At 48.5% G+C, this 26,426-nt stretch carries 14 protein-coding genes; 5 read left to right on the top strand and 9 right to left on the bottom strand.

Annotation, left to right across the window (positions count from 1 at the left end; translation table 11 throughout):
* Nucleotides 1-11: 11 nt before the first annotated feature.
* Genes K7B07_RS20805 through K7B07_RS20790 form a run of 4 tightly spaced genes read right to left on the bottom strand, consistent with a single transcriptional unit; the run spans nt 12 to nt 6,574 of the window.
* Nucleotides 12-866 (bottom strand): ROK family protein, encoded by an 855-nt coding sequence (locus tag K7B07_RS20805; protein WP_223712466.1) that lies wholly within the window; start codon nt 864-866, stop codon nt 12-14.
* Between the two features lie 29 nt (nt 867-895).
* Nucleotides 896-3,193 (bottom strand): GH92 family glycosyl hydrolase, encoded by a 2,298-nt coding sequence (locus K7B07_RS20800; RefSeq protein ID WP_223712465.1) that lies wholly within the window; start codon nt 3,191-3,193, stop codon nt 896-898.
* A complete protein-coding gene (locus K7B07_RS20795) occupies nt 3,194-4,585 on the bottom strand; it encodes an SGNH/GDSL hydrolase family protein (RefSeq protein ID WP_223712464.1) in 1,392 nt (463 codons plus the stop codon). It abuts the gene before it with no gap.
* Between the two features lie 54 nt (nt 4,586-4,639).
* On the bottom strand, nt 4,640-6,574 hold the full coding sequence (locus K7B07_RS20790; RefSeq protein WP_223712463.1) for a sialate O-acetylesterase: 1,935 nt from the start codon (nt 6,572-6,574) through the stop codon (nt 4,640-4,642).
* Nucleotides 6,575-6,779: 205 nt separating this feature from the next.
* Between K7B07_RS20790 and K7B07_RS20785 the strand changes: the two genes are divergently transcribed.
* Nucleotides 6,780-8,735, top strand: coding sequence for a sialate O-acetylesterase (locus K7B07_RS20785; RefSeq protein WP_223712462.1), 1,956 nt, complete (start codon nt 6,780-6,782; stop codon nt 8,733-8,735).
* A 433-nt stretch (nt 8,736-9,168) separates the two neighbouring features.
* Here K7B07_RS20785 and K7B07_RS20780 read toward each other — a convergent pair whose 3' ends face one another.
* The 4 genes from K7B07_RS20780 to K7B07_RS20765 all read right to left on the bottom strand — a co-directional run bounded on the left by K7B07_RS20780 (nt 9,169) and on the right by K7B07_RS20765 (nt 14,279).
* Nucleotides 9,169-9,549: an endonuclease domain-containing protein gene (locus K7B07_RS20780; RefSeq protein WP_223712461.1), complete on the bottom strand. Its 381-nt coding sequence runs from the start codon at nt 9,547-9,549 to the stop codon at nt 9,169-9,171.
* A 199-nt stretch (nt 9,550-9,748) separates the two neighbouring features.
* Complete coding sequence (locus K7B07_RS20775; protein WP_223712460.1) at nt 9,749-11,272, bottom strand: family 43 glycosylhydrolase; 1,524 nt, start codon at nt 11,270-11,272, stop codon at nt 9,749-9,751.
* A gap of 149 nt (nt 11,273-11,421) precedes the next feature.
* Nucleotides 11,422-13,698, bottom strand: a complete 2,277-nt coding sequence (locus K7B07_RS20770) for a GH92 family glycosyl hydrolase (protein WP_223712459.1) — start codon at nt 13,696-13,698, stop codon at nt 11,422-11,424.
* Nucleotides 13,699-13,700: 2 nt separating this feature from the next.
* A complete protein-coding gene (locus tag K7B07_RS20765; protein WP_223712458.1) occupies nt 13,701-14,279 on the bottom strand; it encodes an RNA polymerase sigma factor in 579 nt (192 codons plus the stop codon).
* Between the two features lie 217 nt (nt 14,280-14,496).
* Here K7B07_RS20765 and K7B07_RS20760 point away from each other — a divergent pair, with 217 nt between their 5' ends.
* Complete coding sequence (locus K7B07_RS20760) at nt 14,497-17,592, top strand: ligand-binding sensor domain-containing protein (protein WP_223712457.1); 3,096 nt, start codon at nt 14,497-14,499, stop codon at nt 17,590-17,592.
* A gap of 5 nt (nt 17,593-17,597) precedes the next feature.
* Nucleotides 17,598-18,365 (top strand): response regulator transcription factor, encoded by a 768-nt coding sequence (locus tag K7B07_RS20755; RefSeq protein WP_223712456.1) that lies wholly within the window; start codon nt 17,598-17,600, stop codon nt 18,363-18,365.
* 30 nt (nt 18,366-18,395) lie between these two features.
* Here the strand turns inward: K7B07_RS20755 and K7B07_RS20750 are convergent, their stop codons facing one another.
* A complete protein-coding gene (locus K7B07_RS20750; RefSeq protein WP_223712455.1) occupies nt 18,396-21,317 on the bottom strand; it encodes a discoidin domain-containing protein in 2,922 nt (973 codons plus the stop codon).
* Nucleotides 21,318-21,479: 162 nt separating this feature from the next.
* Here K7B07_RS20750 and K7B07_RS20745 point away from each other — a divergent pair, with 162 nt between their 5' ends.
* Together K7B07_RS20745 and K7B07_RS20740 are read left to right on the top strand one after the other, a co-directional pair.
* Nucleotides 21,480-24,011, top strand: a complete 2,532-nt coding sequence (locus K7B07_RS20745) for a glycoside hydrolase family 38 C-terminal domain-containing protein (RefSeq protein WP_223712454.1) — start codon at nt 21,480-21,482, stop codon at nt 24,009-24,011.
* An 11-nt stretch (nt 24,012-24,022) separates the two neighbouring features.
* The gene (locus tag K7B07_RS20740) at nt 24,023-26,389 is read left to right on the top strand and encodes an alpha-L-rhamnosidase-related protein (protein ID WP_223712453.1); all 2,367 of its coding nucleotides are present in this window, start codon (nt 24,023-24,025) and stop codon (nt 26,387-26,389) included.
* Nucleotides 26,390-26,426: the final 37 nt, after the last annotated feature.

Here is a 26,426-nt window from a genome sequence, read left to right as displayed (position 1 = left end):
CCGTAACAGTTTTACAAGGTTGCACCAAGGATCAGGGCATCCTCTCCAAGCGCCGCCATATGCACGGGGATATCGATGCCCCTGCGCTTGAGTCCTGAAATGACACCCGGCATAAAATACCTGCCGGCCCTGGCAATATTACCGCCGACTACTATCATTTCAGGATGATCCATCATCACAAATTCGTATAAAAAAGAGACCAGATGCTCCGAAAACTCCTCAAAAACGGTCCTCACTTCAGCGGTTGAATCATGCAATGCTGCCAGCTCCTTTACATTAGCCACGTGCTGTCCGGTCCGCTCATGATACCGCTTTAAAAACCACCTGGTAGAAATATAATCTTCGGCAATGCTGTTCATAAAGGAGCGGCCCCAAAGATCCGCATCTGCCGCTTCACCGTTTTTATACCTGGAGGTTCCGAGGCCGGTTCCCAGCGTGATGCCAATTGCGAGCTTGCAGGCGTTCATGGTACCGGCAAGCACTTCACCTCTCAGAAAGCAGCCTGCATCATTTGCAATACGGATGCGCCGGGCGGGTATCCCTGTTGCATCATGCAGCAATTCTTTTATATTCAGTCCGTACAGCGATTCGTACTTATCATTCCCTTTCATAAGACAGACTCCTGCATCGTAATCGAACGGACCGGGCATGGCAATACCCAGTGTTTCAACCGGCTGAGCGGCCAGCTGCATCACATCTGAGAGTGCGTTCGTCCAGGCACCCACGATCTCCTCTGCCGATGCTTTTGAATCAACGCCTGTTCGTATAACGGAGCCTTCTATAATACGGGCTTTTTTTACATCCACCAGTGCCGCGGTTATATGAGAGCCGCCAATATCGGCACCCAATCTTATGCTGTCGTTCATACTGTTTAAAGTTCTGTATAAATCCCGTTTTATTTATAAGATAATTGCTGCGGTTTATCGCCCATGACCAGTTCCAGCCGGCCTCCTTTCATGATATCACGGTAATCGATATAACATTTATCATACGGGCGCCCATTGAGCCATATCTTTTGTATGTAGTGATTCCGTGCTGAATTATTTTTTGAAACGATCGAAAACAGCTTATGATCCGGCAGATGAATGTCCGATCGCGTGAACAGGGGGCTGGTTATTTCAAATCTTGTACTGCCGGGAGCTACCGGATGAATGCCGACAGCTGCCAGAACGTACCAGGCGCTCATCTGGCCTACGTCTTCATTGCCTACCAGTCCTTCAACCGCATTGTGATAAGCACTGTCACAAATGATACGCGTCCATTTCTGTGTAAGCCAGGGTGCCCCCAGCCGGTTAAACAGGAACGGAACATGATGCACCGGTTCATTTGCGTGATTATAATAACTGTTCCATCTAAAATCCGTTGGTGTTTTGTCAAAAAACTGCTCAAGATCGGCTATCACTTTTTTCCTGCCGCCCATTAGCGCCACCATGCCGTCCACATCATGCGGAACAAACCAGCCCTGTTGGTACGGATTGGTCTCAAACGTGCCGTACCAATCGGTGAGCCGGCCTTCTTCCGGCCAGGGCAGCCAGCTTCCGTCTGCATTACGCGGACGGAACCAGTGATGCGCCGTATCCCATATATTTTTATAGTTAAGCGACCGCTGATAATATTTTTGCGCGGCCTCCCGTTTGTTCAAACCGGTGGCCAGCTGCGCCAGGCACCAGTCAGCAAACGCATATTCCAGGGTCTTGGCAATACTGCCGGGATCATAGCCCCGCTGACCATTGCCAAATTTTTCGTTTGTGTTGACCGCATACTGATAGGCTTTCTGCACGTCGTAGTTACGGATACCTTTTACATACGCATCCGCCAGCACCACCACGGCCGGGTTCCCCAGCATACAGCCACTATAGGCATTCAGCAGCTCCCAACGCTCCAGGTAACTGCTGCCCGATTCATCAGCCAGTGTTACCAGCGAGTTGATCATATCATTCACCAGTCCGGGATTGATGATCGTTTGCAGCGGAAACTGGCTGCGGAACACATCCCAGCCGCTGAAAATACTGCGTTTTTTAAAACCGGCAGCCCGGTGCACCCTACCATCACCTCCGGTATAGTTTCCATCCACATCGGTCACAATACGGGGATCGATCATGGTATGATACAATGCCGTATAAAAAACGTGTTTTTGTTCTTCTGTAGCGCCACCGATCGCAACAACACTCAATGCATCGTTCCAGCGCCGCACCGCCTCCTGATGCAATTGATCAAAATTCCAGCCGCTGATCTCCGCTTCAAGATTTTTCCTTGCCCCATCCATACTCACAAAAGAGATACCGGCCTTCATAAGCACCTGCTCGCTGGCACTCGTTTCAAATTCCGTATAAAAGCCCAGGTGTTTCCCTTTCGCTTCCTGCCCCGTTGTACGCGGGGTTACTGCTGCCTGTGTCACCCATTGCTGATAGTGATCACTTTCAACAGCCTCCCGTCTGCGATCCGCAGTATCCGGGATATCGGCGCTCCATACACCAGCCTGCCTTAAGGGCTTGCTGAACTGTGCATAAAAATAAACGGTATAGTTTGCCTTGCCTTCACCATTGCCCCATCCGCCGCCGGCAGGCGTGCACTGCATCCAGCCGGCAATGGTATTTTCATTTACCATCTTTACATATTGCAAGGTGGAGGTTCCCCCTACTCTTCTTGCCAGGTCGATCTGTATCCGCGATTGTTTATGGGCCGGGAACGTGAACCGCAGCATCCCGCTGTGCGGGGCCGCCGTCATTTCGGCTTTAACAGCCGCATCGGTCAGCCGGACGGTATAGTATCCTGCCAAAGCCTGCTCACTTGTTTTATCAAAGCGGGAGCGGTAGCCGGTCCCGGGAGGGTCGCTTAATCGTCCGGCCGCTGTTTTTAACGGGCCGGTAGCCGGCATCACCAAAAAATTTCCCAGGTCGCCAAACCATCCGATGCCGCTCATTTGTGTAAATGCAAAGCCCTCTATACTTTCGTGCTCATAACTATACCCGGAACCATTATCGCCGCCGGTGATCGTATTCGGACTCACCTGAACCAGCCCATAAGGTGTCGTAGCTCCGGGAAACGTTTTACCCAGACCATGATAAATACCCGCCTTACCGGCACTGGTACTTGCACCGATGAACGGATTGACATAGGCTGCGGGTGATGTTGTCTGTGCGTAGCAGACGGACACCGCCAGAACAGCCAAAAACAAAGAATATATTTTCATCTATAGTTCGCGTATAAAGAAGCTATGTTTCTGAGGCTGGTTGATATGGTAGATTTCATCCACCAGCACATCCATCTGCTTCTGCCAGCCCTGCCGCACTTCGGGATACCGGGCTTTTAGATAGTTATCGAGATTGCCACGCACAAATCCTTCATTGAGGTGTGCATAAATAGTATCAAGGGTTGCCAGGTCATCTTTCATCAACAGCCCTCTGTCCATCAGGAAATCGTACTCCATCCACGCGTAATCCCTGAGCCGCCGCTCGATCTGCCAGCGTTCTTCATTCAGTTTTTTTACGGCCATCGCCTGCTCGTATTGCGGTGTCCTGCGCTGGGCTGCCAGGTTAATGCCGGCTTTCAGTTCCGCTCCGCTCCACTCGCCTATTTTCCGGCCGTCAATTTCCACCGCATACCGGTTGCCGGTCAAGCCGGTTATATGCAACATTTCCTGGTTGAGCTCCTTCATAAACGGGACCAGTTTCAATGCATCACTTTCCCTGCGCTGCATGGCGCCCCACTCTCCGGTGGCCACTGTATCTACCGGATAGGGTAAGGCCCTGGCCAGGTAATCGAAGGTGAACCCGCCCGGTTTTGATTGTATGTTTGTTATCTGACAATTGACCCCGTTTTCCACTTTTGATGCAGCAGCATTGATGGTAAAATCGGCCACTTCTTTACCTGCAAGACCCTGCGCTTTTAAAAACAGATAAGCCATCACCAGGTGGCCGTCCACTCCGGGATGGATCCGGTCGTTGCCGATGAGGGTATAGGTTGAATCTTTTTCCTGTTCGCGCAAATTGATCGCTGTCATTGGCCGGGTAAGGTCCAGGAATCCCCAACCACTCTTTTTCGCCACCGACTCCTGGAACCCGGCGATCCTGAGCATTGCATTGCTTTTACCAGGGAAGAGATTGTTTTTTCCGAATTTGCTCGTTTCATCGTACGGAGAACCGGCGATAAGGATCTTTTTAATATCCGGATGTTTTCTGAAAGAAGCATCCATCTGCAACAGGGCCTGGTAAGAGCGTTCTAATTTCTCCTTCGACTTGGTGGCGCTGTCCGATTGTAAAAATTCAAAATAGCCGGTATCATTCATACCAAATGTAAGGGCAATAACCGAAGGTTTTTTTGCATACACATCCGTCTCAAGGCGTTTGTTCATCTGCCCGGCAATTTCACCACCGATCCCCGCATTCAGGATGGTAATGGGCATGCCGGGAAAACGCGTCATATAATACAACCAGATATACTGGTGATAGCGCCCGCCATGGGTAATACTGTTTCCTACAAATACGACCCTGTCGCCTTTTTTAAAAACAGGGATGCCCTGGGCACCGGCGGAAAAACAACTAGCGGCAAAAAGTAAAAGCCATAAGTAATTCAGGAACTTCATCAAACTTTATTTTAAATGTATTATGCTACCGGATGATCTCTACAAGATACGTTATCATTTTAATGCGGCCGAAGTAAACGACGAAGCCGGCAGCCCGCTTCCGTTAAACAAGGTACCAGCAGAGGCCGCATAAAATGCATAGCGCACCCCTATCGGGTTTAAAACGGCATCGCTGCTCACCACCACCGTATTGCCTTCAACTACTGCTGTTGCCGGCTTCCATAAGCCATCAGCCCCCTGAAGTTCAAAGCCCTCCAGGGCTCCGGAACCCGCCTTAAGACCACTATCCGTATGAGTAAACGATACAACAACTTTATGCTCCTTCACTTCAAAATTTTTATAGAGCGGCCCGGAATAAACCGTTCCATTCATTTTATACGTTTCACCCAGCGCCCAAAGTGCCAGGCGTTTCCCCACTTCCGGTTTATCGGATGGATGGATATTATCGGTATTACCGATATCAAGTGTGACCGCCATACCCGTATGGGGCGACAGGGACAGTGTTCTCCGCTGTGCATCACGTAATTCAGCGGCCTGTGTGGTTTCGCCCCAGTATTTAAAGGGAGCGATCTGTACAAAATAAAAAGGGAAGTTACCCTGATCCCATTTCCGGCGCCAGTCGCCGATCATCAGCGGGAATAAAGTAGTATACTGTTTTGCCCTGCCCACATTGGATTCCCCCTGGTACCAGATGGCACCCTTTATGGCAAAAGGCACCAGCGGTGCGATCATGGCGTTATACAATACCGACGGTTGATTGGGCCAGGTATTTAATAACGGCTTTGGTTTTACAGCAGCCAGTTTATACTGCCATTCCCCGTTTAGTTTTATGCCGGATGCGGCAACCCCGCCGGCCGGGTACAATACCATTTGTTCCGCTTTTCCATACATACCACCGCTGCCCCCATCGTCGATGATTTTAACTGTAATCATATTATCTCCGGCCTTTACCAGTTTTCCGGGTATGGAATAATGCCTTTCGGCGGCCCAGGTAAAACCCTGCGTGGTACTGTCTACCGCCACTCCGTTAAAGTACATCACATCCCGGTCGTCAATCGGGCCCAGGTCCAGCCGGAGCGCTTTTCCGGCCCACTCACGGGGTATCATCACCCTGTGCTTAAACCATACAACACCATCGATATCCGGCAGCCCGGCATCTTCCCAAAACACCGGAAGTTTCATGGTCTTCCAGCCGGTCCCGTCTGCTGTGGTATACGCAGCCCCGTCATCATTCACTGCCTGCTGCCATTTAAGATCATTCCTACGATCCTGTTCTACGATAGCTGCCCTATTTTCACGAATAGAATCGATGGTGCCGAGCTCTTTATTAAAGTCGCCCATAGTGCGCAGTCCTGCCTCACTCGTCCAGGCTTCAGCCACCGTGCCGCCCCAACTGGTATGAATCAGCCCGACAGGCACTTTCAGTTTATTGTACAGCTCCTTTCCAAAAAAATAAGCGGTAGCACTAAAAGTGCGCACCGATGCCGGAGAACAGGCCGACCAGGTACCTTTCACATCTTCACGCGGAGCATAGGCAATGTCTTTTTCAACAGTGAACAACCGGATGGCAGGATAATTGGCCGCTGCTATCTCCTGTGCCGAATTCCTGACAGGGTCGGTAGTCCAGCCCTCCACGGGCATTTCCATATTCGACTGACCGGAGCAGATCCACACTTCGCCGATCAACACGCCCTGTAATCTTTTTTCCGTTCCGGCTTTAATACGTAATGTATAAGGGCCCCCGGCTCCGGGAGTGGGAAGCCGCAGCATCCATTTCCCGTCGTTACCGGCAACTGCCCGTATCACCTTATCCGACCAGCTTCCGCTCACTTCTACTTTTTGCCCGGGAGCTGCCCAGCCCCATACCGGCGCGCTGGTATTGCGCTGCAATACCATGCTGTCTGCAAACAACGCCGGCAGTTTTAACTGCGCCGCAATACGATTTCCCAATGACAGCAAAACAAAACAGAGCAAGAGTAGTCTTTTCATTAAAAAAATTTATACACCCACAGGATCGTTTTATAAAGACACCTGAAGGATCGTTTACCGCTATTATAAATTCTGAATTTCAATAGAGGTAGCGGCCTGCTGAACGTACTTATACCCGGTGGATCACATTTTCCGGTTCGCAGTACCGTATGGCAAATGCGATTCCCACCCGTTCTTTTTGCCAAGAGTCTTTAATAAAAACCGGATGAAACCAGTATTCAGATTCCTATTTACAGCGCTACTTATCATCACCACCGTTCTGCCGGTCCTGGCCGATGTAAAATTACCCGCTCTTTACCAAAGCAATATGGTATTGCAAAGAAATAAACCCTGTACCATTCGGGGAACCGCAGCCAACGGAGAAACCGTTTCCCTGGTATTCAACCATACCACCTACCGCACTAAAGCAACAAACGGGAAATGGGAAATAACCCTGCCAGCCCAACCGGCCGGCGGCCCCTACAACATCATAATCGAGGGTAACAACCGGATCGAGATGTCAAACCTGCTGTTTGGTGATATCTGGATCTGCAGCGGGCAAAGCAATATGCAGTTCAGCGTAAAAGAAGCCGATCCCCAGCCCGACACAGCAACCTATAACAATAATAACATACGGCTGTTTACCGTGGCAATCGGTGCTGATTTTGTGCCGCAGGACACCGTAAAGGGCGGTTCCTGGAAGATCGCCCGTGTAAAAGAGGTGCACGCTTTCAGTGCTGCAGGTTTTTTCTTTGGCAGCTACCTGCAACAGCACCTGGATGTCCCCATTGGTCTTATCAGTGTAAACCTTGGAGCTACGGCCATTGAGGAATGGATGAGCAATGAAGCGCTTCGCCCCTTTCCGCAATTTGCCGGCTTTTACGATACCTATCTTGCTCCGGGTAAAAGTATGAAAACAATAACCGCCGATTTCGAAAAAATAAGATCCTCCTGGGAGCAAGCTGGCTATCTGAAAGATGATCCCGGCCTGGTGCATCAATGGTATCTGCCGGATACCGATATCAGCGACTGGAAAACAATGAACCAGCCGTCTCACTGGGAAGACAATGAATTAAAAGATTATGACGGATCCGTATGGTTCCGAAAGAGCTACGATTCCTTCCCGAAGGATTTCCTGGGCAACACCACCATCAGCCTTGGGCAGGTAGACGATTATAACATCTGCTGGGTGAACGGAGTGAAAATCGGTGAAGGCTACGGCAATATGAATATGTATACCTATAAGATCCCGGACAGTTTACTTAAACCCAAAAACAACCTGGTGGTGGTTCGTGTATTTGATGCCGGGGGAAAAGGCGGTATGTATAATATGTTCTGGAACCCGTTTTTAGCGGGTGCCTGGAAGTATAAAAAGGGCGTACAGATCAGCCCATTAACATTTAAAAAACCGCTGGTCGCCAACCATTACATCTTTGGCACCCCCGCCATCCTGTACAATGCGAATATTGCCCCCCTTACACAATTCAACATCAAAGGATTTATATGGTACCAGGGGGAAGCCAATACGGGACGGGCCGCGGAATACAAACAGCTGTTACCAGCTATGATCACCGACTGGCGCAAACAATTCAATCAGGGGGACCTGCCTTTTTTACTCGTGCAACTACCCAATTTAGGCAAGGAGCCGGACCAGCCGGAAGAAAATGAATGGGCCGAACTGCGCGAGGCACAATCATCGGCCCTCACCCTGGCCCATACCGGTATGGCAGTGACCATTGATATCGGCGAGGCAGACAACCTGCATCCGCACAATAAACTGGAGGCAGGCCGGCGCCTGGGGATGACCGCCCTGAGTGAGGTTTATAATGCGGACAGTATCGCAACCAGCCCCCGCTATAAACACATGGAAATAACGGGCGACAGCATCGTGATCAGCTTTGATAAAAATATAGTTTGTAAAAACAAATACGGTTATATCCGGGGGTTTGCAATCGCCGGGGCCGACCGGATCTTTCACTGGGCAAAAGCCTGTTTAAAAGACGAACATTCCGTTGTTGTTTATCATCCCGCAGTAAAAGCACCCGAACAGGTAAGGTATCTATGGAGCGGTGAACCGGGGACCATCGATCTGTACAATAAAAACGGGCTGCCGGCAGCACCGTTCAGAACGGATCATTTCAAACTGACCACTGAAGGAAAAACGTATCGTTTTGAGCCATAGCATCGCTAAAGCCGGCTCATTATCTCAATAAGCAGGATGAGCACTCTCGATGGATGATCCGTACATTACGGGGCCTGGTTCCTGCCCCCGATCGAAAAACGCCTTAGCCCGAAGCCCTTCCCCCTCCAAGAGGAGGATAATGTAATTTTCTTCAATCCGTATAACGTTAGAACACTGTAAACTAGAGATGACTCATTATTCCGAGCGACCGGGGCGGCACCTTCAATGATAAGCATCCTACAATAAGATCAGAGCCTCCTCCCCGGTCGAAAAATCCCTTAGCCCGAAGCCCTTCCCCCTCCAAGAGGGGGATAATATAATTTCCTTCAATCCGTATAACATAAGAACGCTGCGAACTAAAAACCACTGCACTATCCCCCGCAGGCGGGGTGGAACCTTCATGATCAGAGTATCTCAAACCGAGATGGACAAACTACTGGTGCTTTTCGATCCACTCTACCAGAAAGGCATGCACATTGCTCATGTTGTTTAATACTTCATGATCTTCAAAACGCAATACCCTAAAGCCTGCTGCTTCCAGTTTTTGTTGACGAACAGCATCCCGCTCCAAAGCACCTTCCCAATGATGCGTAATGCCATCTACCTCAATGATCAGCATAAGTTCTATGCACATGAAATCAGCAACATAGTTAAGTACCGGCCGCTGCCGTCGAAAAGCATATCCGTTAAGCTGTCGGGCGCGTAGAATATACTTCCATAAGCAGGCTTCTGCCTTTGTCATACTTTTACGGAGCTTATTTGCATAGGGCTGCAGATACTTGTTGTAATGATGGTTGTCAAATTGGTGTTTCATATAACTATAAATATACTTAATCCAACCGGTTCATTAAAGTATTTCGGGTTGTTGATATACTTACTTTAAAAATACAAGAAGTATTCTCCAATATTATCTCCCGCTGGTGGGCTGAATAAACGACCTCAGTCGAAAAAAGCCAGGTCTGCGATCTTTCCATCCGCACAGATGATTGTGATCAGGAGCACCGGTACTGCCGCTAAAAATACCGGATCCGGAAAAAACCGAAGGCGGCGGGGGCGGTACCCTGCTGCTGCAATCCCGGCCTTGAGCTTCTGTCCCAGGGCGGCAAAAATCCGGAAATACCGGTACCATCCATGTCCACCGCTTTCCAGTTATGAGGATCATTGCTCCAATAAAAGCCGGATGGTTTTCCCTCCATTACGGTCATTTTAAGATAACAGGTAAGGGCGCCATTTATTTTAACGGTTCTTAAAACGCTGCGGACCTTATCTTTTACACACCAGACTTCCACGCTGTCATTTTTCACGCCGATACCTATGGCCTGGTCCGCATCGGCATAAACCGTTAACCCCTTCAGCGCGGGGTTACGGTTGAGAACAGCGGTTGTCATCTCATAGTCGGCATAAAAGGGCCTTATCGTCAATGCGGTACCCGTCCTGTTTTCCGGGCCGGGTGTTCCCGACAAATACAGCCACCCTTTTCCGGGCCGGCTCACAGGTTGCGTATGCCTGAAATCCCATTGCCACGCGGCATTCAGGGATGTACCGGAAAAATCATCCGAAAACCCTCTAACCGGCTCCCCTGGTACGGGATAAAAGGAAGGCCACCCCGTCTGTTCATCCCAACGCAACCGCGCCAGCATTCCCTGCCGGCCGGTATGCACATCCGTTATTTTATTGTACGCATGAAAAAGAAAATAGTCGGTTCCTTTCTTATCAGTCACAATCGTACCATGCCCCGTACATTTCCAGTCATCAAAAGCATCCAGCACAGGATTCCCTTCAAACGGGGTATAGGGTCCCTTCAGGGTTTTGGATCTTGCCACATTCACATGGTAACTGCAACGCAGGCCGCAACAATCACCTGCTGAGTAAAACAAATAGTAATAGTTATTACGCCGGACGATACACTGGCCCTCCATGCCCTTCTTCTTCTCACCCCGCAGCAGCATAAAAGGCGCGCCAACGGTCTTCAGACCGTCATCCGAAAGCTGATATCCCAGCAACTCGATCGGACGGTCATCCAGCCCATAGGCTTTAAAGGTAATATACCATTGTCCGTTTTCCTCCGCCACAAAGGCATCGATGGCCTCCTTACCAAATTCTACTACGATGCCCCTGTCCGTAAAACCTTTTTCAGGATCCTCAGACGTAGCCACACCGATACAGGAGATACCATCCGATTTTTTCCGTGCAGTATAATACACATAATAAATGCCGTTTCTGTACAATAATTCGGGCGCCCAGAAAGAAGACGAGGCCCAGTCCGGCGTTTTATTAAAAATATAGCCGGACTGTTTCCAGTGTATAAGATCCCCGGAAATGAACAGCGGGTAATGCGGTGCCCATTCCGATGAGGTACCTGTTGCATAATAGGTATTGCCAACCCGGATCACCGAGGGATCTGCAAAATCCCCGGGAATAACGGGATCAATGGTGTCTTTTGATGCCGGTAGCGGGCGCTCAGGAGGCTGTACCGGGCGGGCCGCAGCACAGGCCACAGCAAAAAAAACAACGAACAGAAAACAGGTAATACGCATAGCATAAAATTAAGGAACGGATGCCATAATTACGGTATCACTCAACTATTCTTCTGCTCCCAGGCAGTAATTGCCAGTTCCCGGCTTTCGCCTTCCGGCGGGCAGCGCTGATAACGACCGAATGTATAAACGGCACAACAGGAACCTGACTAATTGCCCAGCGACACCGAGTAAGGCCGGTCCGCTTTTGACACCCCTCTTTCCTTATTGGGTGTGGCGCCCATTTCGAGTTCTAAAATGCCGCCGTTCGTGATATCCGCATACCGGATCCAGTTTTTATGATAGGTTTTATTGTTCAGTTTTGCAGATTGGATGTATACGTTTTGTTCGCTGTTATTTTTTGCCTGTATCGTAAACTGTTTACCGTTTTCCAGGATAATGGTCGCCTTGCTGAAAACCGGGCTGCCGATAACATACTGATCTGTTCCGGGGCAAACCGCATACAATCCCAAGGCGCTCAGTACATACCAGGAAGAGGTCTCTCCCTGGTCTTCATCACCCGGGAACCCGCTGGGCGTCGCATTATATATTTTACGCATAATTTCCCGCAGCTGTTTTTGAGATTTCCAGGGCTGGCCCGAATAATTATAAAGGTAGGCGGCATGTTGCACGGGTTCATTGCCGTGCGCATACTGACCCAGCCCCTGTAACACCATTTCTTTCATTTCGTGTATCTCATGACCATAGGAACCATATTTTACGGTATTGGGAGCCGTGAAGAGGCTGTCCAGTTTTGCATTGAACCTGTCGGCACCGCCCATCAATTGAATAAGTCCGTTTATATCATGAAATACCGACCAGCTCCATTGCCAGGGATTTCCCTCGGTGAAGGGGTCACCCCACTCTACCGGGTCAAAATCCTTTGGCACCCAGTTGCCGTTTTTATCCCGGCCACGTACAAAGCCCACGGTTGTATCAAATACATTTTTGTAGTTGTACATCTGCCTTGCAAATACGTTCTCATAAAATTTGTTACCGGTAAGTTTTGCCAGCTGGTAAGCGCACCAATCATCATACGCGTACTCCAGGGATTTGGCGCCGCTTTCGGAAACCTCTTTATAGGGAATGTACCCCAGACTAAACCAATACGCGCTTCCCTCGCGGCCACTGGAACCACCCCAGGGTCCTTTGTTAGTTGCTTCGTGATAATAGGCGTCCAACGCTTTACCCGGGTCAAAATTCCGGATCCCTTTCACCCAGGCATCCGTTAATAATGATATGGCATGATTGCCGATCATAACACCCGACATACCGGGGTTCGACCAGGTAGGGAAAAATCCATACTGTTCCTGCGCATCCAGCAGCGATTGCATATAACGGCCCTGCATGGTCGGATGCAGAATATTGGTCAGCGGGAATTGCGCCCGGAAGGTATCCCAGAACCCGTTATCGGTATACATATATCCGTCATGAACTTTATCGTCATAAGGACTGAAATAATAGGGGGACCCATCTTCTTTTATATCATAAAATTTATGACTGAACAGGTTGGCGCGAAATACGCAGGAGTAAAAGGTCGCCTTATCCGCTTCACTGTCACCTTCCACCCGCACCCTTCCCAATAATTCGTTCCACACTTTATCCGCCGCCCGTTTTGTATCGTCAAACCCTGCATACCCGCCCAGCTCCTGCTTCAGGTTCAATGCCGCCTGTTCCTGGCTTATGTAAGAAGAAGACACCCTCACCTGTACCCGGGTACCCGGTCTGAATTGTACGAAGGCTCCTCCCTTTTGCCCGGAATCCAACAACGCCTTTTCCTGTATGTGCCGGCCTTCATCACTCCAGGTGCCATAGTTCACAAAAGGCTGGTCGAACTCAATAACAAAATGATTTTTAAAATTCCCGGGTATAAAAGTACCATTGGTCACATACCCGATCAGCTTCCGCTCCCCGGGAATGATCTTCACAAAGGAGAATTTGGTGTACCCGTCCAGAACAAGATAAGCCTCTCTTCCCTTTGGAAAAGAGAACCGCATGTGCGCGGCACGCTCGGTAGGCGTAATTTCCGTAACCACATTATTATCAAATTTCACTTTGTAATAGGACGGTTTCGCTGTTTCGTTTTCATGACGGAAAGCGGTTGCCCTTGCCTCCTCATTAACTTCCAGTTTGCCCGCCACCGGCATTAAGGAAAATACGCCATAGTCGCCCATCCAGGGACTGCATTGATGCACCTGCTGGAAACCGCGTATGGTAGTGGCCTTATAGGTATATTTCCAGCCATCGCCGTTTTTACCGGTCTGAGGTGACCAGGAATGAACGGGAAAAGGCAATGCAATAGTGGGATAAACATTCCCGTAAGACAAATCCCAGCTGGAGTTGGTTCCCTGAAGCGTGCTTACATAATCCACCAGCGGCCGCTGCGCGGGTGCCTGTAACGGAATACATATAATGAACAGCAAGCCCGGTATTATTTTTTTTATCATTTTTAATTAATTGAAAAATCGGCAACAGGTAAATTACTCTTTAAAAGGCGCAAGGCCTTGCTGATATGCTTCTCTACGGTGCTGATGGAAATTCCCATAAAGCCGGAAATATCTTTATAGGACAGTTCTTCGTTCCGGCTGAGCAGAAACGCTGTCCGGCATTTATCGGGCAGCATACTTATAGATAGTTCTATGTTTGATGTAAGATCTTTAAGTTCGCAATGGTAGTCGCAATGCTGCCCCGGGAACATGCTGCGGTGCGTATGTACCTGTTTGCGGTACGCATTGCGCACACCGGAAGAGCGAAACTCATTCAGGATCTTGAACTTCATCGATTTCATAAGGTAGGCCCGGAGGGATACCTGGATCTCGATCCGCAACCGCCGGTTGAACAGGCTGAGAAAAATTTCCTGAACAATATCCTCCGCCAATTGCCGGGATGTTACCATCCGTTCCGCCACCGAGATCAGGGGGTCCCGGTACCGGCGGTAAAGCTCGTCAAATGCACCGGTCTGGCCGTTCTGGAACATACGGAAAAGCGCTTCATCTGCCAAAACACTGTAAGTTTCTGATTTTATCATAGCAATCGTTATTTTTTGATATGCAATCGTTTCACAAAATGCTACTGCAATAATGAAAAACTTCTGACATAAAAAAGGTGATTTTTGTTCCATATATCTCCGTATTTGTACCACCCCGCAGTATTTGGCTGAAATGTCCCGTAAATTATTTATTTTGTCGTGTCACCGATCTGCGATCACCCCAATGAAAAAAAGGATACTGCTCATATTTGTTTTTATGCTTTTAAGAAGCACGGGCGGCTTTTCTCAATCCTTTTATTTTACCCACTACCAGGTAGACGACGGATTGTCGAACAATGCCGTTATCTGTATGATGCAGGATAAGCTGGGATTTATGTGGTTTGGCACGCGCGACGGATTGAACCGTTTTGACGGATTATCCTACAAGGTATTCCGGAATGATCCGCTGAACCCCAATACCATCGGGAGCAATGCGATCATGTGCCTGTCGGAAGATGCGCATAAAAAAATATGGGTAGGTACCGAGAAAGGGCTTTATATTTTTGATCAGCTTACTGAAAAATTCACACAGTTCCCGATGGCAGGCAACGGGGCCATACAGGCGCTCCGGGTAGCGGGCGACAAAGTATATTACATAACGCTTTATGTTCTTTACTGTTTTGATATCAAAACGAAAGCATTGAAAACCTATTCGTTTCCCAATGAGGTCACTGCGTTTACGCTGTTCAGGGACGGTAGCCTTTGGATAAGCTCCTCTGCCGGACAGGTAGCCCGGTACAATCCGGACGATGACCGGTTTGATAAGGTCTGTAATGTTTTTACCAGATCCCGGAACACCGTTTCCCAACGGATACAATCCATCTGCGAAGCCGGGGCAGGCAACATACTGGTAGGCACTTCCAACGAAGGCCTGAAACTGCTTGATACAAATAATGGCAGCTACAGGAACCTGCTCACTTATAATGCAGACAAAACAGATATTACGGTAATGGACATCCTGAACACGGAAAAAGACGAGTACTGGATCGCCACACAATCGGGCATTTATATCATGGATCTTAAAAGTAACAGATACAATTATATCAGCAAAAAACACGAGGATCCCTATTCGCTCTCCAACAATATCGTACAATCGCTGTTTAAAGACCGGCAGGGCGGTATCTGGGCCAGTACTTATTTCGGCGGGGTCAACTATTTTTCTACACGTCAAATGATCTTTAAAAAATATTTTCCTAAGAAAAGCGAAGCCTCTATCAGCGGATACGCGGTGGGGGAAATAAAAAGCGATAAAAACGGGAAGCTGTGGATCGCCACAGAGGACGCCGGGCTTAACCAGTTCAATCCTGCTACCGGGAGCTTTATCAACTTTAATCCGGCAGCAACAACAGGAAGCATCACCTACTCCAACGTCCAGTGCCTGCTGGTAAGCGGAGACTCGGTATGGGCCGGTACTTTTTTACATGGACTGGATCTTTTAAACCTGAAAGGGGAAAAGATACGGAACTACAATACGCTTAATTCTGATATCGGCAGCAATTTTTCAGATGCCCTGCTAAAAACCGCAACGGGCATTATTATCGCAGGTACTGATAAAGGCGTCTATACGTTTAACAGGACCCGGAATACTTTTGATCTTGTTAAAGCACTGCCCCAAACATTTTTCCGGGCATTGAGCGAAGACAGCACAGGAAATATATGGGCAGGCACCTACGGGAATGGTGTTTACAAATACGATTTCAAAACAAATAAAACGCAGCACTATCTGTTTTCACCGGGAACGAATAAAAGCGTGGCCAGCAATACGATCAATTATATTTTTTGCGGTGCGGATCATACCATCTGGTTTGCTACCGAAGGGGGCTTAGGCAAGCTCAATCCCCATACCGGTGCTTTGAATATTTATACCACGCAGCACAATCTTCCCGCCAATGTTATCTATGCGATCGTGGAGGATGACAAAAAAGATCTCTGGCTCAGCACCTCAAGAGGACTGGCCCGGTTTACCCCTTCCGGTAATAAGGTCAGGGTATTCTCCAAATCTGACGGCTTGCTGACAGACCAGTTCAACTACCGATCGGCTTATAAAGACAAGAGCGGCCATATCTATTTCGGAAGTATAAAGGGGATGATCAGCTTTCATCCCGATTCCATCCGGGATACCCGGTTGCCGGCCCCTGTATATATCACCGGGTTCCAGGTATACAACAAGGAGCTGCCCATTGATGCGCAGTCGCCGCTCCGCCAGTCTATTTTATTTACGCCGGGTATTACACTCGCATACAATCAGTCTTCTTTCAGCATTGATTTCGCTGCGCTGGATTACAGTTCGCCGCTTACCATGAAATATGCATACAAAATGGAAGGGCTGGATAAAACATGGAACATCCTGTCTACAAACCGGAAAGCCTACTTCACTGAACTGCTGCCCGGCAAATACACGTTTATTGTAAAAAACATCAGCGATACGGAACAGCAACCGGCCCATTACGCCCGGCTGAACATTGAAATACTGCCGCCACTCTGGCTGACCTGGGAGGCCTACCTGGTCTATATTGCGGGCATACTATTACTGACCTATTTCCTTATCATGTTTTTTATCAACAGATCTAGGGAACGCCATAAGAGAAGGATTGAAAAAATGGCCTTTGAAAAAGAAAAAGTGCACTATGAAGACAAAATAGATTTCTTTACCCATGTGGCGCACGAAATAAAAACACCGCTGACACTTATAAAAGGCCCGATGGAGAATATAATGGACGCAGTTGATACCCCCTCCTCCATTAAGCGGAACCTTGATCTGATGAACCGTAATACCGACCGGCTGATGCATCTTGCCAACCAGATCCTGGATTTCAGAAAGATCGAATTAAACGGGTTCCTTCTGAATTTTGTACAACTCAATATTTCGGAACTGCTTCAGGGAATTTATCAACGGTTCAAACCCATTGCAGACAGCAACCGTCTGCATTTCGGGCTGGATGCGGATGAGGGCATTTACGCATATGCCGACGAGGAAGCACTTATTAAAATATTCAGCAACCTGATCGACAATGCCGTAAAATACGCCGCAAGATCGGTAAGGATCACGTTAAAATACAGCGACCATAACCAGCGCTACAAAATGACGATAACAAATGACGGTTTTGTGATCCCGGCCGGAGACCGCGAAAAAATATTTGAAAGCTTCTACCGCGTCAAGGACACAGCGGCTCAATCCGGTACAGGGATCGGTCTTACCTTAAGCCGTACCCTTGCAGAAATGCACAATGGTACGCTGATACTGGATACGGAGGTACAGGAACAGAATCTGTTTATCCTTGAGTTACCGGTGAACCCCAATAATGGAAATTGATTTTTATGAAACCCGTAATATTATTAGTAGAAGACAACAGGGATATACTTGATTTTATCGAAAGCAACCTGGAAGACCAATATGAAGTAAAAAAGACGATCAACGGAAAAGACGCACTGGAGGTACTTCGCACAGAAATCGTGGATCTTATTGTCAGCGACGTTATGATGCCGGTAATGGACGGGTTCGAACTCTGCCGGATCATTAAGTCCGATGTAGAACTCAGCCACCTGCCCTGTGTACTGCTCACCGCGAAGAATACTTTACAGGCGCGCCTCCAGGGACTTGAGCTGGGCGCCGATGTATATATTGAAAAGCCCTTCTCACCCAAGCACCTGAAAATGCAGATATCCAGCCTGCTGGCCAACAGGGCTAAAATAAAAAACTACTTCGCCAACTCCCCCGTTGCACATCTCAAAACGATTGCGCACACAAAAGCCGACGAGCGTTTTCTGGAATCGGTAAATCTGATCATTGAAGAGCATTTACAGGAACCCGAACTGGACGTTGACCGGCTGGCCCGGTATATGAATATGAGCCGGACCACCTTCTACCGGAAAATAAATGCAATATCCAACCTTACACCCAACGATCTGATCAACCTGACCCGCCTGAAAAAAGCGGCCACTTTAATGAGCGACGGTTATAATATCAATGAGGTGTCGGATCGTGTGGGTTACAATTCGCCCAAGATATTCAGCAAGAATTTCGAAAAACAGTTTGGAATGATGCCTTCAGAATACATACAGGAGCACCTGAAAGGGAAAAAGTAACACTCTTTTTATGTACGGCTTCATTAATTTTTACGGATTATAAGGCACTGCTTTCAGAAAGTACTCCCCATCCGGCAGCAGCTTTTCATCAAATGTGATCCTGATATTCTTTGATTCCCCTTTAAGCAGGGTAAAGTAATTCTCATTCATTACGGCAGGCAGAATCCGCTCCCCGTCGCTTTTGCGGTAGGCCTGCACCTGTACCGAAAAAGCCACCGATCGTTTCGAATTACTGATGGAAGCGCTGATCACCGCCTTGCCCTCATTACGGGAAAGCGCCGAGCTTATTTTCAGTTTAGTTTTGGGCAGGCGGTTCAAAGCGGTATAATCATTGGGTTTGGTCCCCCTCCAGTAAAAGTTATCGCTGATCAGTTTCCCCGCAGTATCCGTTAACCGCAACTTAATAAAATGAACGGGCGACAAACCGGTCTCTGCTTTCTTATTGCTGTATACTTCCATTTCGTATAAAGAATATCCCCATTGCGTAGCCCGTTTGATGCCCTGCATTTTTACATACCGCGCTGTTACCGGTTTAAAACGAATGGTTTCCAGTCCGCCCTTTCCGTTTGTGGTGTGGTACACTTCCCGCCAGTCGGTGGTATCCGTAGCCACTAATAGCTTGTATGCCTTGCCATAAGCGGCCTCCCAGTTCAGCGTCACCGATGCCACTTCGGTAGGTGTTCCCAGGTCAATACAGATCCATTCATCATCATTGTATGCACTTGACCAGCGGCTGCCGGTGTTGTTATCGGCTACGCATAATGCCGGTTCAAACACACCAGGTGACGAGGATGCGGTTACTGCTTTCCGGTAGGCCAGGTTGTCCATCGTAAATTGAATGTTGAAAAAATGAGTGGAGGCATTCGATGGTGCATCCGACCGTAGACGTTCTGAATATTTTTTCTGCAGACTGCCGTCCATATTATATACTTCGGCAACGGCTGTAACATTACGGGCATCCGCAGATGAAGTATTGATAACATTTACAGCATTGTCTGCAGGATTCCATTGAATGTGCACCGGTTCGCAGGCCTTTTTCACCCCCCAGTACGCACCGTTCAGATCATAGTAATAATCATAGGTCTGCCATACAAAAGAAGGATAGGCCGACTGGCTCATCCAGGTCATCACACCGGAAGCATCATTCCACATGTGATGCTGCCAGCCTTCGTACAATGCCTTATTGGTTTCAATGTTCAGCAGCTGGGCCTTGCGGCAAAAGTCTTCAATACCCGTTGCAGTTCCGTAGTGCTCGTTGATACTTTTTTCATACCGGTCCGGACCGCCATTGGCCGCCGATTTTCCAAAAAAATGTTTATCCCACATATCGTTCCGCGGCCACCAGTCCTTTTCGGGCATAAATTTTTTAAAGCTTTCAAACGTGGTAAAAACGGCGGTACCGATCTCCGTACGGAATCCCCAACCGCTGTTGCCACCAAAACCACCAGGGTATTTTGTAAAATACCAATCCGGCTGAAAATTTGTCCAGGGGCCGCTTCCCGTCAATGCGCCGCTGTGCGAGTTGGGCTGATACCAGCGATCGCCCTTATCGAATGTATTGATATTCTCGCGCAGCCAGCCGTTCAACGGAGGCAACGGATCGCCTTCATTATCGCCGCACCAGACGGCAATACTTGCATGGTTGCGGAGGCGTTTGATTTTTTCCACGGCGTTTTTGTTAAATGCAAAAACATCTTCAGGGAGATTGGGATGTGAGTTCAGCCAGAAGTCATCCCAGACCATAATGCCATATTTATCACAGGCATCGTAAAACTCTTCATCGGTCACCGAACCGATCCAGTTGCGGATCATGTTCAGATGCATCTCTTTATGCAGTTTTACCTTCAGATCATATTCCGCTCCCCGGCAGCGCAGCAGGTATTCACTCATCCCCCAGTTCCCACCTTTTACAAAAACCCGTTCCCCGTTAACAGATAAATGAAATACGCCACCTGTCGTATCATAAGCATACTCGCGGATCCCGAACTTTATGTTCCTGCTGTCCAGCACAGTACCCTCCGAAATATATTTTATGGAACAGGTATACAAATGAGAGTCACCATAGCCATTCGGCCACCACAATTTTGGATCCTTAATGACCAGCTGTTTATACGCACCGGAATCAAAGGAAGCCATTATTGTGGCACCGGGAGCGACTTTAAAATCACGATGCAGCTCAATATTACCGGGCTGGATATTGATGATGCATTGTCCATTGATCTCTTTGGTACTTACGTTGCGAAGGGTTGTGGCCACAGACAGCACCCCCTGGTCTTTTGACGGTACCTGGGTCCTTATCCAGGGATCAACAATGGTAACACCACCCGTCACGGATAAAAATACATCATCGGTAATGCCGGACAGCAGGCCGGGTACCGAAGGCATCCAATCCCACCCATCGCTTGAAATATACGTTGGGCTTTGATGGTTGGGGATCGGCGTAGACGGATAGGTTACCAGTACGGCCAACACATTCTTTCCGCTCCGGTTCAGCAGTCGGGTGATATTAAAATGTCCGCGCTGCATAAACCCATCCAGCATACCCAGGCGATGCCCATTCAAAAACAGTTCTCCTTTGCGGTTAATTCCCTCAAAATTCAGCCATACCGTTTCTTCTTTGTTAAAGGACGGCGTATTGAATAGCGTGCGGTACCAGAAATTCCTGTTATATTTACGCTTGTCGACCTGGTAAATATTATCGCCGAAATTGGGATCTTTTTCTATTCCCGCTTCAACATAGGATGTAAAAACGGCTCCGGGAACAACGGCCGTTATCCAATCTTCAGCAGAATAATTTTCTGCAAAGAGCTGGATACTGTCCCGGCCGGTCTCATCCTGCGGCCGTAGTTTCCAGGATACAGCACCGCCATTGCTGTTTAGAGAAATTACCCGCTGAGCGGACAGGGTCCCAGTAACAACAACACAACAAACCATGAGTACAGTTCTCAACATTATTTTCCTGATTTGCTTAATAGTCACCCGAGCAAATATTTACCCCAACCATTATAGAGGAAAACTTTGGGAAAGGGTACTTAATAAACAACGGCAATCCTGTTGGGTCGTTGCCGGGTCATTAAAATCGTTGATATTTTGAGGTATTTATTGAAGTGTGCAATGGTTGTTTTAGCGGGTTTACTAGCCGTACAAAAGATCAGCGCCCAAACCAGTTATTTTGCGGACGGCTACCACGGAGGCATTTACGGTCATTACCCGCTCTGGGTCACCAAATTTATTGCAGACAATACAGACCGGGAGAAAGACTGGAGACTAAACCTGGAGATAGAGCCGGATACCTGGGATACAGTGGCATTAAAAGATCCGGAAAACTACGAACGCATAAAAAAAATAATCAATACCCCCTCGCAAAATGGCATCGCCGAATATGTAAACCCCACCTATGCGCAGAGTTATCTCTTTAACAGCTCCATTGAAAGCACGATCCGGCAATTTCAATATGGGATGGAAAAATTACGGCTGCACTTCCCCCTGATAACATTTACCACCTATTCTTCAGAAGAGCCCTGCTTCACCTCTGCCCTTCCCCAGATCCTGAAGTCGCTGGGCATCAAATACGCGGTGCTGAAAAATCCCAATACCTGCTGGGGTGGTTATGTAAAAGCTTATGGTGGACAATCACTGTACTGGACAGGACCGGATGGCTCCTCCATTCTTACCGTTCCGAGATACGGCTCAGAAGCGCTGGTGGAGAATTCGGCCTGGCAGACAACCGCCTGGAACCATTCCCTGGAATTCATCAACGCTGCCCGCAAACAGGGCATCACACACCCCGTGGGTATGTGCCTTCAGGACGCCGGATGGAGGAACGGCCCCTGGCTCAATCATCACAAATCCCCATCCACACACTATACCACCTGGCGCAATTATTTTAACCGAATAGCGCAACAACCTACCACAGAATACTGGCGTCTGAGCCAGGAAGACATCCGGGTAAGCCTGGTCTGGGGTGCACAGGTAGTACAGCGCATTGCACAACAGGTGCGTGCTGCCGAAAATAAAGTAACCGCAGCCGAAAAACAGGCAGCATTGGCCACCTTATACAACCAGGTACCCTACCCGCAAAAGGAATTGGACAACGCCTGGAAAAATATACTGCTGGCACAGCATCATGATTGCTGGATCGTTCCCTATAACCGGATGAACGGTATAACCTGGGCTGACCATGTAAAAGAATGGACCGGCCATGCAGGTGCTGTCGCCCAGGAGATCCTGCAACAATCGGTAACAAAAAAGGCATCGGGAAACACCCTCCCCGACTTCAATAGCCTGACCATTTATAATCCCACATCGTTTAACAGGGACGAAGTTGTTTCTTACTCGCTTCCTGATCCGCCTAAAGACGCTTTTATCATTGAAAGCGATGGAAAAAAGATCCCACACCAGCTCGTAAAAAATGATTCTGTCTGTACGCTCCTGTTCAGGGCCGCCGTTCCTGCATTGGGCAGCCGCGTTTATTCCCTTGCAGCTGCAAAAAAAGAAACCGTGCCTTCCAAAGGTGCATTCATCCGCCTTACACCGGATGGCGATTATTGTATGGAAACGGATCTGTACCGCCTGATCGTGGATGCAAAAAAGGGAAATATAAAGCAATTGACCGCAAAGCAGCTGAATGATAAAAACTTTATAACGGAAAGCGAAACCCGTTTTAATACCTTGCGGGGATTTTTCTTCAATGAAAATAAATTCGTCAGCAGCCTTGAGGAAAAGCCGGTAGTGACCCTGCTCGAAAACGGTCCCGTACAGATCCGGCTCCGGATCGAAGGAACCATTAACAACAACCGGTTTACCCAGATCGTGCAATTGCAGCAGGGTGAAAAAAAAATCGACCTGAGATTATATATCGACTACACAAAAAGAACGGGTATCGGGGATGATTACGGGCAGTACGGGGGGTATAAAGCCGAGGGAAAACAGAAGGCTTTTTACAACGACACCAGCAAACTGCTGGTGCGCTTTCCATTAAACCTGGAGCATCAGAAATTATACAAAGATGCACCGCTGGACGTTACAGAAAGCCGGCTATCCGGGACCTTTTATAACCGGTGGGATGAAATAAAAAACAATATCATTTTTAACTGGGTCGATATCACCGACACGATCAGCAATTATGGGATGGCATTACTCTCCGACCATGTGACCAGCTATTCCCACGGGCCCGGGTTTCCATTGTCGCTGACCGTGCAATATGCCGGTATTGGTTTATGGGGGAGAAATTATACGGTGAACGGGCCTACTGAAATACGGTATGCTTTATTGCCACACCGGGGCAACTGGCAGCATGCGCAGCTAAACAGGGAAACAGCAGTATGGAATGCGCCCCTGATCGTTCATAGCGGCCATAAGACCGGTGCAGCGCCTCCGTTCGTTAAACAGCTGGATCCGGGGCTCGAAATAACGGCATTGTATTATAAAGGTACCGACCTGTATGTAAGAATCACGAATACCGGTTCCCGGAAGCGCGATCACCAGGTCCGGCTGAACTGTCATGCAGACCAGTTGCATTTTGTTGAGCTAAATAACGAGATTACCGATTCAGTCAAACCCGACCCGGCAGCACCCGTCTCTTTTAATTGTACAATACCTTTGTTTGGATTTAAAACGATCCGGCTGACGGGGGCAAGGCCATAAAAAAATTTTGTATGATAACGAACAGATCCTTTTACCTAGTGCTGTTTTTATTATTTGCCTTTAACGCAGGCCGGGCGCAGGTAGCCGCTCCGCAGCGTCCCTGGAATGCCCGGTGGATCGCAGCCGGGAATGATGACGGTACGCAGTATGGTGTTTATTATTTCCGTAAAACCATTACCCTCGATCGGCAACCCCGTTCCTTTACCGTACACCTGTCGGCCGACAACCAGTATAAATTATACGTGAACGATTCGCTGGTTTCTGCAGGACCGGCAAGAGGTGATCTGGGCAACTGGTATTATGAGACCCTGGATCTTTCTCCCTACCTGAAAGCGGGCAAAAATATCATTGCAGCGATGGTGTATAACGAAGCCCAGTTCCGGCCTGAAGCCCAGGTAACACTAAGAACCGCTTTTATACTGCAGGGTGCCTCCGCCTCCGAAGAGGTGCTGAACACCGGCAAGACCTGGAAATGTACCAGGGACGCTGCTTTTATGCCGGTCCCGGGATTCTATTTTGCCGCAAGCAAGGGACAGCTGGTTGATATGAACAAAATAATCAGCGGTTGGACAACCATTCAGTACGATGATCATAAATGGGAGGCTGCTGCGGAGCTTTTTGAAGGGAAACCCAAAGGCCAGTCCGACGGATTTGCCTGGATGCTGATCCCTTCAGATATCCCCGCGCGGGAAAGAAGCTATCAACGGATCCCGGCACTAAGGAACGCCCAGGGAGTCACTGCTTCAAAGAATTTTCCGGCGGTCAAAAGCGACCAGGTGATCCCCGCCCACAGCACCGCTGTTTTCCTGCTTGACCAGTCGTTCCTGACCAATGCTTATCTGACCCTGATATTCAGCGGAGGGAAAAATGCCGGTATTTCCATCAGCTACGCCGAATCGCTATTCGATAATATCGCGAAGAACGGCATGCGTAAAAGTAACCGCAACGAAGTAACAGGGAAAGATTTCTCCGGCCGGAAAGACAGTATCCTTTCCAATGGTACCAACGGGCAAGTATTTACACCTCTTAATTTCAGAACCTTCCGTTATATACAATTGCTGGTCAGAACAGAAGCGGAGCCACTGGTGATCAACGATATTTATGGTCTATTTACCGGCTATCCGTTTAAACAGCACGCCACATTCAACAGCAGCAATAATGACTTTCAAAAGCTCCTGGACATTGGCTGGAGAACCTGCCGTTTAAATGCCTACGATACTTATACGGACTGTCCTTATTATGAACAACTGCAATATATCGGCGATACCCGGATACAGGCAATGGTATCTTATTATTACAGCGGGGATGACCGCCTGGCACGTCACGCGCTCAACCTGATAGACAATTCCCGTTTACCGGAGGGCGTTACCCTCAGCCGCTACCCCACGCACAGCACCCAGATCATTTCCACATTTTCGCTCTGGTACATCGGCATGTTGCATGATTACTGGTATTACCGCGATGACAGCATTTTTGTAAAAAACAAACTTGCCGGCACCAGGGCCATCCTTGATTTCTTCTCAAAATATCAAAGTACGGACGGATCCCTGACCAATACCCCCTACTGGACATTTGTGGACTGGGCCAATGGCAAAGACTGGTTTGTCGGCGCGCCACCCCGCGGACACGACGGCAGCTCATCGATCATCGATATGCAGCTTTTATGGGCCTATCAATGGGCGATGGAAATGGAAGCGCAGCTGGGGGCAAAATACTATGCCGATCTGTATCAGCAGAAAGCGGCCCGGTTAACGGCTGCCATTAAAGCCCGGTACTGGGATGCCGGGAAAGGCCTGTTCGCAGATACAAAGGATAAAAAACATTTTTCGCAACACGCGAATGCACTGGCCCTGCTAACGGGCATCGCAGAAAAAAAAGACATCCCGTCCATCTGCGATCAACTGTTGCACAACGATACGCTTACCCAATGCACCATTTATTTCAAATACTATCTCCACATGGCCCTGGTGAAAGGCGGGCAGGGGAATGACTATTTAAACTGGCTGGACGTTTGGTATAACAATATTAAAATGGGACTTACCACCTGGGCCGAAGTATCCGATCTTTCTACAACAAGATCCGACTGTCATGCCTGGGGCAGCAGTCCCAATATCGAGTTCTTCAGGACGATCCTTGGAATCGACAGTGACGGTCCCGGTTTCAACAAAATAAAAATACAACCCCACTTAGGCGACTTGAAGCATGTAAGCGGTGAAATACCTCATCCCAAAGGAAAAATAAAGGCCTCTTATCAGCTGGCCGGCAACAAGTGGACCATTACCATCACTATTCCTCCCGGTACCTCCGGCTCCTTCATCTGGAATGGGAAAACATATGCATTAAATAAAGAAACCACGAAGTTACAGCTGGACCAATAAAGAACAGATCCCTCAGAATGCCGCAATTATCCCGGGC

It is taken from the genome of Niabella beijingensis, assembly GCF_020034665.1.
Classification (GTDB): Bacteria; Bacteroidota; Bacteroidia; order Chitinophagales; family Chitinophagaceae; genus Niabella; species Niabella beijingensis.
The sequence above is the reverse complement of the archived record's forward strand: the minus strand, read 5'-3'. Positions and strand labels throughout refer to the sequence as shown.